The organism is Acetivibrio mesophilus (assembly GCF_004102745.1).
Lineage (GTDB): Bacteria > Bacillota > Clostridia > Acetivibrionales > Acetivibrionaceae > Hungateiclostridium > Hungateiclostridium mesophilum.
This window is the reverse complement of sequence record NZ_RLII01000005.1, coordinates 23,284-37,184: the sequence shown is the minus strand read 5'-3', so window position 1 is coordinate 37,184 and position 13,901 is coordinate 23,284. Positions and strand designations below refer to the sequence as shown.

12 protein-coding genes are annotated in these 13,901 nt (G+C 38.0%); 3 read left to right on the top strand and 9 right to left on the bottom strand.

The genetic code is table 11. From position 1 onward, the window contains the following. Positions 1 to 191 precede the first annotated feature (191 nt). Both sigI and EFD62_RS06105 read left to right on the top strand, forming a co-directional pair. Positions 192 to 977 carry an RNA polymerase sigma-I factor gene (gene sigI, locus EFD62_RS06110; protein WP_128705864.1) on the top strand — a complete coding sequence of 262 codons (786 nt, stop codon included), beginning with the start codon at positions 192 to 194 and terminating at the stop codon, positions 975 to 977. Further along, positions 958 to 3,066: an anti-sigma-I factor RsgI family protein gene (locus tag EFD62_RS06105; RefSeq protein WP_128705863.1), complete on the top strand. Its 2,109-nt coding sequence runs from the start codon at positions 958 to 960 to the stop codon at positions 3,064 to 3,066. The genes sigI and EFD62_RS06105 overlap by 20 nt, the downstream gene beginning before the upstream one ends. A 104-nt stretch (positions 3,067 to 3,170) precedes the next feature. Here EFD62_RS06105 and EFD62_RS06100 read toward each other — a convergent pair whose 3' ends face one another. Next, the gene (locus EFD62_RS06100; protein ID WP_235832578.1) at positions 3,171 to 4,364 is read right to left on the bottom strand and encodes a methyl-accepting chemotaxis protein; all 1,194 of its coding nucleotides are present in this window, start codon (positions 4,362 to 4,364) and stop codon (positions 3,171 to 3,173) included. 34 nt (positions 4,365 to 4,398) lie between these two features. On the opposite strand from EFD62_RS06100, the gene EFD62_RS18025 reads away from it, so the two are divergent. After that, complete coding sequence (locus tag EFD62_RS18025; protein ID WP_235832577.1) at positions 4,399 to 4,698, top strand: hypothetical protein; 300 nt, start codon at positions 4,399 to 4,401, stop codon at positions 4,696 to 4,698. A gap of 155 nt (positions 4,699 to 4,853) precedes the next feature. On the opposite strand, the gene EFD62_RS06095 is transcribed toward EFD62_RS18025, so the two are convergent. The 8 genes from EFD62_RS06095 to EFD62_RS06060 all read right to left on the bottom strand — a co-directional run bounded on the left by EFD62_RS06095 (position 4,854) and on the right by EFD62_RS06060 (position 13,844). Continuing rightward, positions 4,854 to 6,005 (bottom strand): pyridoxal-phosphate-dependent aminotransferase family protein, encoded by a 1,152-nt coding sequence (locus EFD62_RS06095; RefSeq protein ID WP_069194205.1) that lies wholly within the window; start codon positions 6,003 to 6,005, stop codon positions 4,854 to 4,856. A gap of 281 nt (positions 6,006 to 6,286) precedes the next feature. Next, the gene (locus EFD62_RS06090; RefSeq protein WP_069194206.1) at positions 6,287 to 6,727 is read right to left on the bottom strand and encodes a hypothetical protein; all 441 of its coding nucleotides are present in this window, start codon (positions 6,725 to 6,727) and stop codon (positions 6,287 to 6,289) included. A 101-nt stretch (positions 6,728 to 6,828) separates the two neighbouring features. Beyond that, the gene (locus tag EFD62_RS06085) at positions 6,829 to 7,200 is read right to left on the bottom strand and encodes a hypothetical protein (protein ID WP_069194207.1); all 372 of its coding nucleotides are present in this window, start codon (positions 7,198 to 7,200) and stop codon (positions 6,829 to 6,831) included. A gap of 270 nt (positions 7,201 to 7,470) precedes the next feature. Continuing rightward, positions 7,471 to 8,766: a glutamate-5-semialdehyde dehydrogenase gene (locus EFD62_RS06080; RefSeq protein WP_069194208.1), complete on the bottom strand. Its 1,296-nt coding sequence runs from the start codon at positions 8,764 to 8,766 to the stop codon at positions 7,471 to 7,473. Between the two features lie 97 nt (positions 8,767 to 8,863). Further along, positions 8,864 to 9,517: an HAD family hydrolase gene (locus tag EFD62_RS06075; RefSeq protein WP_069194209.1), complete on the bottom strand. Its 654-nt coding sequence runs from the start codon at positions 9,515 to 9,517 to the stop codon at positions 8,864 to 8,866. Positions 9,518 to 9,623: 106 nt separating this feature from the next. Beyond that, positions 9,624 to 11,717, bottom strand: a complete 2,094-nt coding sequence (locus tag EFD62_RS06070; protein WP_128705861.1) for an anti-sigma-I factor RsgI family protein — start codon at positions 11,715 to 11,717, stop codon at positions 9,624 to 9,626. Positions 11,718 to 11,999: 282 nt separating this feature from the next. Continuing rightward, a complete protein-coding gene (locus EFD62_RS06065) occupies positions 12,000 to 12,584 on the bottom strand; it encodes a rhomboid family intramembrane serine protease (protein WP_069194211.1) in 585 nt (194 codons plus the stop codon). Positions 12,585 to 12,791: 207 nt separating this feature from the next. After that, positions 12,792 to 13,844, bottom strand: coding sequence for a type IV pilus twitching motility protein PilT (locus tag EFD62_RS06060; protein WP_083225126.1), 1,053 nt, complete (start codon positions 13,842 to 13,844; stop codon positions 12,792 to 12,794). Positions 13,845 to 13,901 lie beyond the last annotated feature (57 nt).

The following is a 13,901-nucleotide window of genomic DNA, read 5'->3' as shown; positions in this document are numbered from 1 at the left end:
CCCTGAAAAACTATTCCCTTTACGAAATTATTATTTTAGATAAAAAAAAGATTATGTTTTTTTAAGCCCCTTTTTTATAGCAATTTAGTATGTTATAATCATCTATATACTTAAATTATACAGTTCTATTCATTGCAGTTATCACAGCAGATGATTCTTAAACCACATATTGTGGTCAAGGGGTGAATTACTTGATTGATTTATTTTCCCCTAAGGGAAAAAAGGATACTTTTAAAGATAAATCCTCTGAGGACAATATTGTCCTTACTATAAATAGAATAAAGGCTGGAGACAAATTATTAAGAGAAGAGTTTATTAATAGCTATACACCTTATGTTATTAAGACAGTCTCTAATTTGATCGGCAAATATATTGACATTGAAAACAGTGATGAGTTTAGTGTGGGCCTTTCTGCTTTTAACGAAGCTATTGACAGTTTTGATGAAGAAAAGAATTTATTCTTCTTTAAATTCTCCACATTGGTAATAAAAAGAAGGCTTACAGATTACGCTCGCCACAACAAGAAACATTGCCATGTGTATCCTTTTACATATTTTGAAGACAAAAACAATAATTATTTTGAACAAGTACATTTGAAAAGCGAAATTGATTTAGAAAGTAAATTTGAGATTAGCAAAGAAATCGAACTCTACGAACAAAAGCTTCGGGATTTTGGAATCAGCCTTGAAAATCTGGCTAAATCCGCACCAAAGCACAAAGATTCGAAGTATCTATGTATAAAGATTGCGAGAGTAATTGCCGATAACAATGAGCTTTTGAGTAAACTTGAAAGAACTCGCAATATACCGAAAACAGAATTGCTGAAGCTACTAAAGATAAACAAAAAGACAATCGAGAGGAATCGTACATTCATTATAGCTGCTACTTTGATCTTCGGAAATGATTTCAACTTACTTAAGGACTTTCTAGACATCTCAGAGCCAGGAGGTGACAACATTGAACGAAGCACAAAATAATATGTTATATTACACTGGAATCATCTTAAAACTTGAAAATGACAGGGCACTAGTATTGACCGACGGGCTTGATTTTATGGAGCTCAAGCTCAAACCCGGTATGCAACGCGGTCAAAGCGTTATTTTCGACCAATCTGACTTATATTCAGCTGGTCTTTTTGCAAAGTCCAAAAATATTATCAGGCCTTTTTCTGCGTTAGCTGCTGCCGCTGCAATTTTCCTTGTAATCTTTTTCAGCCTGAGATTCGCTTCAATTTCACAGGAGTATGCCTATATAGATCTTGATATAAACCCAAGCATAGAGCTTGTAATTAACAAAAAAGAAGAAGTCATAGACGCAAAAGCTTTAAATAATGATGCAAAATCAATTATTAATGAAGCGGATCCGAAAGACATGTTATTATATGATGCATTATCGAAAATACTGGATATTTCAAAGAAAAAGGGATATATAAATTCTGCTGATAGCATCGTCCTGTTCTCTGCCTCAATTAGCTCCGGTCAGCACACTGTCTCTGAAGATGATAATAGCATCCAAGATATATTGGATACTCTTAAAGTTGCAGCAGAAGATGCTGGAGTGATATTTGAAATTATACCGTCTACCGAAGAAGATAGACAAAAAGCTTTGGAGCAGAGCATCTCAATGGGAAGATATGCCATATATGCTAGAGCTGAAGAAGAAGGTATTAATCTTGATTTGGAAGACGCTAGAAATTTAAGTGTTTCTGAAATTCTTAACAAATTAAACCATAGTACTACCGCTATTTCTAATGTTTCGGAAGACTCTGACATTATGCCTTCGGTTTCCGTTATCCCTGAATCCACGCCCAGCTTAGCACCTGCTTACACCCCTACACCGAAAAATACAGCAACACAGCCTGTTGATATATCAGAATCTCTACCGACACCTACAAGCTTTACTGCACATATTTCGACAGTAATAAAAACTCCATCACCTTCATACACAGCAACGCCCGTTATCATATATACTCCGGCTGCTAATGGAACTACTCCTATTTTCACCCACTCAGCTACACCTGTTCCAACTATCGCAGTTGCACCTACACCATCATCTACACCTACACCATCATCTACACCTACACCATCATCTACACCTACACCATCATCTACACCTACACCATCGTATACTCCTAAGCCATCATCTACTCCTACACCGTCATCTACACCATCGTATACTCCTAAGCCATCATCTACTCCTAAGCCGCAATCTACTCCTAAGCCATCATCTACTCCTATACCGTCATCTACTCCTACACCGTCGTCTACTCCTAAGCCATCATCTACTCCTAAGCCGTCATCTACTCCTACACCGTCGTCTACTCCTAAGCCATCATCTACTCCTACACCGTCATCTACTCCTACACCGTCGTCTACTCCTAAGCCATCATCTACACCTATACCGTCATCTACTCCTACACCGTCGTCTACTCCTATGCCGTCATCTACTCCTACACCGTCGTCTACTCCTATGCCGTCATCTACTCCTACACCGTCGTCTACACCTATGCCATCAACTACTCCTACACCGTCGCCTACACCATCGTCTATACCTACACCTACAGAAACTGTCTTACTAACAAGGGTTGAACTACAAGCGTACAATCACATTTTAACCGCTGAAACCAAAGAGATTCAGCCTAGAATCAAGCTGATAAACACTGGTGATACACCAATAACACTATCTGATGTAAAAATCAGGTATTACTATACAAAGGACAGCGTAATCAACGAGATCTATACATGTGACTGGGCAAACATTACTCCATCTAAAATAACAGGCACTATAGTTGAGATGTCCGATACAAAACCAAACGCTGACAGCTATGTTGAAATAGGATTTATTGACGATGCCGGCATTCTAAATCCAGGCGAAAACGTTGAGATAGTTAGCAGAATCGGAAACAGCTATGCTTTAAGCATGGCAACTCCACCATATTCAGAATGGAATTATATGTACGACCAAGATTCTGACTATTCATTCAATAGCTCTTCTTCGAGCTTTGTAGTGTGGAATAAGATTACAGTATATATATCCGGGAATCTGTACTGGGGAATTGAACCTTAAAAAATAGAAGGGGCTGCCCGCGAATTCGAGCAGCCTCTATTTTATTATCTCAGTATTAAGAATTAGATAGAATGATTGCTTATGACTTTAGTTTGTCAATAATATCACTTATCCTTTGCGATCCTTTCAAGTTCTTCGCTTAATTTCTGAATTTCCTGCATAGATTTAATAATACTCTCTATTTTATCATTCTGCTCCTGCATAGAAGCAGACATCTCTTCGGATGCAGCCGCATGTTCCTCTGAAATTCCGGCTATACTTTCCATTTCTCTTCTTATTTGCGAGAATAGAACCGTGGTATTCTCAATCATTTTTAGTTCATTATCAATATAATTGTCAATATCCTTAAATGACTGGTTCATCCTGTCATAGCTTTCACTCACTTTGCTTACAATGGTCTCTCCTGCTTTGGTTGCCTCGGTTCCGTTATAGACTTTATCCAGTACCATATTAGCTTCATCCTTTATGCGTGTTATAACCTGATGGATAAGTCCTACTGTTTGGGTACTCTGTTCTGCAAGCCTTCTAACTTCATCTGCAACAACAGCAAATCCCTTACCTGATTCTCCAGCTCTTGCCGCCTCGATTGCTGCGTTTAAAGCCAGCATATTAGTTTGCTCAGCAATCTGCGTAATTCCTTCCAAAAATTCATTTACCTTATCCATACTCTCTTGGAGTTTTAATACTGTAGAATAGGACTCACTTACCGCAGTATTAATAATATCCATTTGCCGATTCATTTCTCCTATATTTTCCACACCTTCATTTACAATCTGAACAGTTGAAACAGAAACTTTGGCCATTTCCCTTGAAATTGATGCCGTATCAGCCACAAGTTTATCTGCATCCAGCATCATAACATTAATATTACTGACACTTTCCGCTTCCTCGCCAATACCTTTTGTGACCTCTTCTACTGCCAGCGCAACACCATCCCCAGATTCCTTAATTATCTGTAAAGTTGTGTTACAATTTGCTATATCATGGTGTAAAGATGCGGTGCTTTTCTTTATTAAATTTATGGTATTCTCCAATTTTTCCAATAAGTTCCTCGAACTATTCTCTTTTTCCACTGCATGATGGATTATTTCACTCCCCCACCTGGTAGCAAAGTATAAAACCAACATCACAAAATCAATCTTAACCAAATCTGATATAAATTTCGGCACGCCCATTGCTCCGTTCATTGCCTCAATAATTATACAGAATAAATTAAAGCAACCAGCATAAATTATAAAATTCCTATTGTTTAAATACATGGTCATGGCACATGCGGGTATAACCAATACAAGAATCATTGTATCTTCTACTACAGAATTGGGTGAAAAATAAATGGCTACCAGCGAAACCATAACTGACAAACATAAAATCAGACCTATAATGTCATTATATTTCCTTTTGACAAAGAAAACTGTTGAAGCAATTATCCCAGCCGCAAAAATTCCCAATGGAATACTTTCAACACTAAACAAGGAAGCTGATTTAGACATAGTTATTCCCAAAACAATGCATACCAAAAAATATGGCCAGAAAATAAATAAAAGAACTTTATTTACCCTTCTGGCATGGCTTGCTAGCGTAAATTCCTTCATACCCATTACCTACCTTTTCTTTAAAAATTGGTATAAATAATATAAACTGTTCCATCATGGAAATACTTTTACAAAAATCCCCCAGCCCTTGCGTACAGAAATGCATAAAATACAAAATATGTATTGCTTTACCTTACTCATGATTTGACATTCTTATGTAAAACTATATTCGACATCACTATGAAAAATCCTCTTTCAAAAATGAGAATTGGGCGATGGAACGTATTGGCATGAGCTATACAATTTGCTTTGTAAATCTATATTCAACTTTTCAAAGGTCCTATCCAATGCATCGAGCGTCTTTGAAATCTTATCTTGATAGCAATTTTCTCCCATATGTCCAATTCGTATCACCTTATCTTTCAAAAAACCAAAAGACCCTCCAATTAATATATTGTGTTCATTAAGCATCATGTTGTATATGTCACCAAAGGTTGTTCCGTGAGGTACAAAAAAAGTTGTAACTGTATTTGAAAAACCGTTTTTAGGGTATAACTCCAATCCGCTATTTACCAGAGCTGCTCTTACTGCATTTGCAATGTTTCTGTGTCTCTCTATACGCAGTTGATCCCCAAGTAGCCTGTCGGCAGCCGCTCTTAGTGCATAGATATCACTAACCGGCTGCGTATATGGAAACCATCTGTCCTCATACCAGCTCTTCCATAGGGACAGGTTGCAGTAATAACCTATCACCGGAGACTTTCTTTTTAATATGGCATTCCATGCATCATGGCTTATACTTAAGAAGGTCAGTCCCGGAGGTGCAGAAATACATTTTTGAGATCCTCCCAGCACAATATCAATATTCCATTCATCCGTTTCTAAAGTCTCTCCCCCTACAGCAGAAACCGAATCAACAATGGATAAAATTCCATATCTCTTTAGCATTTTGCAAATATCACCTACAGGATTTGATATACCTGAAGGGGTTTCACAATGCACAAGTGTTGCTGCTTTAAAGTTATGATCCTTCTTAAGAAAATCTTCAACCACATTTACGTCAACAGCTTCCCGATAGTCAAATTTCAGAAATTCAGGTTCTCCCCCATACATTTTTACATAACAACCAAATCCGTTTCCGAATATGCCGTTATCAATACATAAAACCCTGTCTCCCGGTTCAATTATTGAGGCACAGGCAGCTTCCAGCCCCAGAATACCTTCTCCCGACATTATTATTACATCATTCTCTGTTTTCAGAAGCCTCTTAAGTCTTTCACATGTTTCCTTATAAAATTCGAAAAATCTCTCCTCTAAGTCCGGATTTCCAATGTCATTTAGCATAGCTCTTCTTACATCTTCATGAACATATGTAGGCCCCGGAGTCATTATCAATGGTTTACTCATTCACCCCACCTCTTTCTTTTTGATTTAAACCATTATTTCATATTGTATGATTACCAAATACAGATAGACGATAAATCTTTTCATGTGTATCGATACACATGAAAACTGTATCGGTTAATTAAAAGTATTTTAATGTCATGGTAGATTTTTGTCAATAACCAAATTAAATTATTAATATACTATCGGATCCCTTCGCTTTTGCCTGTTTCATTTCATTCCAAGAGGCAAAATGCTAAAGCCCGGGAACAAATCATTCCCGGGCTTTCCTTTAAATAGATTAATTATACTGCGTTGTGTACAAAAGATACAATTGCCGATATAGGGATATCAGTTACCGAACCAACAGTGTATACAGGGTATCCATTCCATCCTCCAGCTGAAATTGCTCCAACTTCGCTGGCAGGCTGTATATAACCATGAGAATATCCACCATGGCCCTTTCCATAACCATGACCACAATCAAATGAACCAAATGGATTTTTATGATCATAGCCATAACCTACATTAAAGTTTGAGCATGCATTACCGAGGGAGCATGCAGGAGGAGGTCCAATTCTTGTAATAAGACGTACAAAGCATTCGTTTACTGCGAGAATAACGCCGGTAAAACCTGCACCGGATTGTCCTCCGCTTTTTGTAAATATAGTTACTGTTTCACCAATATACTTTGATAGTAAAGCGGGAAAATTTCCGTCTCCACAGCATCTGGTTTCTTCAGCCATCTGTGATACCACCTTTCCAGTTTATACTCAATTAATTACCTTGATACATATTATGTTAATCAATTCCTAAAGGTTACATATCAGTTTAATATTATTTTTAGTCACTCTTCGGATATTTCGCTTATTTCTATGCGCAGGGTGTCACCTTTCTCCGTGCTCCTTCTTTTAACATTGGTATACAAATGGATATCGAGACATATATTCTTTGCATCTTCGATTCTTTTTCCATCAAGAGAAACAATCTCATAGCCAATAATATTGTAAATATCAAAGGGTATTACTCTCCCTATGCTGTCCATAAAATTAATCTCAAGCTTTTCTATTTTTGAATCGGCCGGATTCGTCCAATAAGGCTTAAATCCAATGCCCACAATTTTACCCGTAGCTCTATAGGCCGGAACCATAAGTGTACAGCCTTTCTTCATCATATTAGTCAGAGTAGATTTCAGTTCTTCTATCTCCTTATAATTCATATTGCATCCTCCTACAGACTTCCATAAGGATTACATAATACAAAAACGCATGCTATAAAAAGCTGAAAGCCTAATACATTTTATGTATACCCGCCTCCATTTGTTACATCCTATATTAAAAGCATAATCAATCAATAAAAGCTCGGGACATCGAGTCCTTTCGCTTTTGTCTCTTTCATTTCATTCCAAGAGGCCAAATAAAAGGCCCTGCAAACGCCACTTTGAAGTGACTTTGCAGGGCTTATTAATCCACGGAATATCTATAATAACCTATAAAGGAAATTGCTTACTCATCTTATTATGCTTGAAGCTCTTTGCTCTATTTGCATAATCATCTACAATATGTCCATTGCCAATCAGCTTATATTTGTAAATCAACAATCCGTCCAGTCCTACCGGCCCTCTCACATGAATCTTATTGGTACTGATACCAACCTCAGCACCAAACCCATATCGGAACCCATCGCTAAAACGTGTGGAACAGTTCCAGAATACATTACCCGAATCTACAAGTGACATAAAGCTTGCTGCTTTTTCCTTGCTACTTGTGATTATACTATCGGTATGTCCTGAACCATAGGTATTAATATGCTCTACGGCTTCATCCAAATCCCCTACTATCTTAATAGACAGCTTATAGTCAAGATACTCTGTTTTCCAATCCTGCTCCGTTGCCGGGGCAACAGATATAATCTTCTGAGTCTCATCGCAACCTGTCAGCTCCACATTTTTGCTATCCAGAGCTTTTTTGATCTCAGGTAAAACCCTTGGTGCAACCTTTCTATGAACCAGCAAGGTTTCTGTCGCATTGCAGACAGCAACATACTGCGTCTTGGAATCTACAACAATTCGAACTGCCATGTCAACGTCCGCATCCTCATCTATATAGCAATGACATATTCCATCTGCATGACCCATTACAGGGATCCTGGAATTATCCATAATATACCTAACAAAATCATTGGAGCCTCTTGGAATGATAAGGTCAATATATTCGTCCATTTTAAGCATCTCGTTTACATCTGACCTTGTTTCCAAAAGCTTGATCCAATTTGAGGGAATCCCAACCTCATCCGTTGCTGCAGCAATAATTTCAACAAGTATCCGATTGGTCTGTCTTGCCTCAGAACCACCTTTTAAAAGCACACCATTTCCGCTTTTTAGACAGAGGGTAGAAATCTGCACGAGGGCATCCGGCCTCGACTCAAAAATTATTCCTACTACTCCTATGGGGCATGTAACCTTATAAAGCTCAAGTCCATCATCAAGCTCAGTGGAAAGAAGAGTCTTCCCTACCGGATCCTCCATATTTACCAGACTGTTAATACCATCTATAACATCGGCAATCTTGGCATCATCAAATTTCAATCTTTTAAGAAGAGGCCCAGCAAGGTTTTCCTCCTTGCTTCTTTGCAAATCTTCATTGTTTGCCTTTATTATCTCATCTTTTCTCTCCATTAATAACCTAGCTATATTTGTAAGGGCTTTGTTCTTCAATTCAGTCCCCGTTGCTGCCAGCCTAATAGAGGCTTCCTTAACCTGAAAGGCCATTTCATTTATACTCATAAGAATTTCCTCCTATCATCTCAAGGTGCTTTTCAATCTAAATAAAATCATATATTGATTATACCATAAACTATCAATAACTTCATTCCCAAAGCTTTTATTCTTCAAAAATATCCAGCAAGCCACTTAAATCTTTAATTACAGCCCGGGAACTATATTTTAAAAACTCATTCCATTCTGTAGTCCCTGTAAGAACTGCTGCAAAATCTACACCCGCATTTTCTGCAGTCTTTGCATCTACCGTGCTATCGCCTACATAAAGAGTATCTTTCTTTTGACATTCGAGCCTTGAAATCGCCTCCAAAAGACCTTCGGGGTCCGGCTTGTGTGCTACAACATCTTCTCCCCCAATAATTATATCAAAATACTGTAAAAGTCCGTCCCTCTTCAGTATATCCTCGATCCTGTATCTGTATTTTGTTGACACAATGCCTACTTTTACGTTCATGCTCTTAAGCCTCTTTAAAACACTTTCAACAGTATTGTATATTATGGTGCTGTCGCACATAACAACATCCGCTCTTTCTTTAAAGTGTTGGCGGAAGAGTATAGCATTTGAATCGGAGGTATCTTTGCTTAATTGTCTATAGGCATCGGTCAGTGTAAGACCTATTGTTCTGCAAATGCTTTCCGGTGAAGATTTGGGATAACCCATTTTTTGCAGCGCATAATTAATACATTCTATAACACCTTTGGATGAATCTGCCAAAGTATAGTCAAAATCAAAGAATACTGCTTTGTAATTATTCATTATCCACCTCAATAAAACCTGGTTTTCTAATGATTATATCAAAGCAAGTATTCTTTATCAAACAAAACATTATAATAATGATATAACTTTACTTATTGTCCTATTGCTAAATATACTCCTTATTCTCCGTTGAATCACTGATTTTCCATACGCCATTAACCCTTACAAGGCTGCATTCTCCGGTTATTCTGTAATTCTTAAACTCCGGGCCGCTTTCCTTGCTTATTGTATAAACATAACTTACTTTTGCCTGTTCCTCATTTTTAGATGTAACCTTAATACTTTCTATGTTATAAGCAAGATCAAATTTTGAGAATAAAACCTCTAGGTTATCCTTTGTTTCATTTGTATACAATTCATCAATCATGCAGTTAAAATATGCGTTGATATCCTCGTTTTCCAATGCCCTTATTATTTTGTAGACCACAAAATTCAACTCAAATTCACTGTCAAACGCCAGAGTTTTTCTAATAACTTTGATGTTATTCCTTGCAAGTTCCTTCACCCAGTCAACTATATAGTCTGCAGGAATTGCAGAATTCACGTTTTTATTTGAAATCCCGTAGGATGTTATTCCCACAACATTTCCCTTCCTGTCAAGCACAGGTCCTCCGGAGCTTTCGCTTGAAATTGGGGCTGTTAACTCAATTTTATCAGTCTTAAATGCCTTTATACTTCCTTCTGACACAGTATTTGTAAGCCCCTTCGACTTGCCTATTGCCACAATCCAGTCACCTTTGGCCAAAGACGCTTTTGAACCGATTTTAAGTGGCTTCATGCCAGTATCAACTGTGGTCTTTAATACAACCAAATCCCTTGCTTTGTCATATTTCACAATTCCATCGACATTATATACTTTTCCATCCTTCTCCGTTATATTAATAACCACGCCATCCTCAACCAGACGGTAGTTTGTCACAAACAACCCTGTACCAACGCAAAAGCCGCTACCCTGAGAAATAATACTCTTGTTTTGGTCAAAGACCGTTACCGAAACTACACTTTCACTAAATGTCGTTATTTCCTTTGCACTAAGCCCCGGCGAAACTTCCGGGGATTTGCTTATAATCGGTGAATTTGACGGTATCATTTCTGATGCAGTAGGTGTCGGTACTGGAGTCGGCGATGGTTCTGCCGATTTTAAAGGCGTAATTGAAGGCATAGGTGTCGGCTCGGAATCACCCTCTATTCTTTCTATTAATTCAGCAATCTTTGATGATTTTGCTTCATCAATAGTAATATCAACGCCTTTTTCTATTGCTTCCAGGTAAAGGTAATATCTTCCCATTGACAGGTCGTTTTCTAAAGCCTTTTCCCTTTCTTCCAAAGCTACAACCACCGTCTTATAGGTCACACTATCATTATCCAATTCTTCCATACCCTTACCTATACTTTCTTTCAGCTCATTGAGCTTTTTCTCCTTTTTCTCTTCAGTGTTTTTAGAGTTTTTGCCTTCATCATTCAACGCCATTGAAACAAGCACATAATTCTTATCATCATCAGAAATGTAGCCTATCAACTCTGCCTTTTCAACAACCAGAGCCATAGCAGACTTCAGATCTTTTCCTATAAGTTCAAGGCCTTCTAACACCTCTAATGCATCTTGGTTTATTGCAGACGTGTCAGTTACTTTATGTTTACTGTTTATCACAAATTCTATGCTTGGATTTATATCAACACCAACGTAGGCGTATTCACTGCGCGAACCATTGTTCAACATCGTGTTGCGGCCAAACAGGAATATCAGCATAAAAGCAGCTGCAACTGATGCTATTCTGGAGAAATTCTTGATACCGCTTATGCGTGAGAAATTCTTTATTTCGGATTTCTTACTATTTGACACCCGTGAAAAGTCCACTACTCGAGAAAAGTCCACCACTTTCGACTCCTGTGAGGATTCCTTGCTTCCCGATATGCGTGAGAAATTCTTAATATTATTAACACGGGAAAAACCCTTAATATTGCTTATCCTTGAAAAACCTTTAATCCCATTGATTCTGGAAAAATTTTCTATACGTTTGCTTGAAGGTGCATACTTATATACCTTACGTTCCGGTTTATACACATCACTTTCGTCAATGCTTATTGTTTTGCCTACCACCATACCATCGCGTTTTTTTACGGCAATCAATTTTTCATCGTCTGTCTGAATAATCGCCTTATCGTCTTGTATTTCCACTATTATTCCGGTTATTTTCATATGCTACCCCTCACTTACCCTCTTTTTTAAAATCCTCTTCCGACTTTAAGGTCGCTCGTTAAGGCCATAAATATATTTATCTTCGACAGCTCCCGGGTTACTTTACAGAAAAACTTCTATTATTAATTAATATCGGAAAAATAGTGTGAAACTATTATAGTTATATTGTTAATGGTCAATAATAAATGAATTTAGACAAGAAAAATAGTTGCAATAAAGCCGCCCAAACTCTCAATCAGGCGGCCAAGAAGCAAATAAACCTATATTTTTCATTACCTATAACTAGTAAGACGTCTTTTGTGCCCATCTGAAACCAAATACACTTCCGCAAACTCCCCCGAGCAAATGGGTCAGCTGCGAAATGTTATCCCTAACAAAAATACCATTCATAACCTCTCCCCCCAGATAAATCACAACAACAAGTATGAAGGTTATTGGTATTCTTCCTTTTTCAAAATTAACAAAGGAACTTAGCAGAATAAACATGAAGACAACACCGCTTGCCCCCAAAAGGGCTGTATTAGGGAAAAGAAGTATATTTAGAAATCCTGTAACCAGGGCTGTTATCGCTATCATAAAAACCATTTTCTTTGAGCCGTATTTCTCTTCAAGCATCGGACCAAGGAGCAAAATCAAGAGAAAGTTATTCATATAATGTTCCCAGTTCGCATGCCCCAGTATATGTCCGAAAATCCTGAAATAAAAAAATATATCGAAGGGACTGCTGCGATAGACTGAGAACAGCAGCGAAGTTGTATACCCGTTCGTAAGCTTCTGAAGTACCAATGCTCCCAGCGACAAAAGCGTCATTGTAAGTATTACCGGTGAATTATAATGCAAACCCTTGAATCTATTTTGTAAACTCACTTATGTAATTCCTCCCCTTTTCAGTATCTCCATTGATATCACCTAAAATCAGGCTTTCATTGTCGATTTCCAAAATCGTGATACAAGAAGATACAAATGTAACAAAACACAAATTAATATATTCCCTAAACATTCCAATCCAATAATACTACATATATTGTAAAATTGCAATTATGAAAATCCCATCAAGTTCTTTCTAGGATATCACTACCCAATGTATCTTTTAAGAAGCTCCCTATCGACACAATACTCATATGCATCCTCTTTTGATATTCTCCCCTGCTCATAGAGCTCGGCTATAGATTTGTCCAGGAGCTTCATCCCCATGGTTCCCCCTGTCTGAATCATTGAGGTAATTCCCGTACCTCTACCTTCTCGAATAAGATTGCTGATAGCCGGAGTAACCAGCATTATTTCTAGAGCTGCAACTCTTCCTTTATGCTCAATATCAGGAATCAATCTCTGAGATATAACTGCCTTCAGTGCACTGGATACCTGAACCCTTATCTGCTGCTGTTGGTGAGGTGGAAAAACGTCAATAAGCCTGTCCAGAGTTTTTGCCGCACCCAAGGTATGCAGGGTTGAAAGAACCAAATGCCCGGTCTCTGCCGCTGTGACTGCTATGCTTATCGACTCGTTATCCCTCATTTCCCCTATAAATATTACATCGGGGTCCTCTCTCAAGGCAGCTCTGAGGGCACTAGCATAGGACTTACTGTCCTGGGAAATTTCCCTCTGATTCACAATACATTTATCGTGCTTAAATATGTATTCGATAGGGTCCTCAAGAGTAAGTATATGCCCCTCCTTTGTTGAATTTATCTCATTAATAATTGAGGCCATGGTAGTAGATTTGCCGCTTCCCGTAGGACCGGTTACCAGTATCAGACCCTCTTTAATCTTGCAAATCTCCTTGATTACGTCAGGAAAATTCAGAGAATCCAGAGTAGGTATTGTTGAAGCAAGTACCCTGAACACAATTGCTACTGATCCTCTTTGAAAGAATACATTCACTCTAAACCTTGAAATGCCCGGAATTGTCATCGAAAAGTCGACTTCTCCCACAGCCATAAGCTGCTCAAGCTTTTCTTTGTCCAGACATGCCTTGGCATAATTCATTGTGTCCTCTGCAGACAGTGGATTATCATTAAGCGTTTTCATTTTTCCATTTATTCTGAAAGAAGGCGCCCTACCTACGGTTAAATGTATATCGGATGCTTTATTATCAACACCTATTTTTAAAAGCTCTTTCAATTCCATGATAATGATCATCTCCTAACAAGTATAGTATATAATACGATGACCTGCTATTATTTT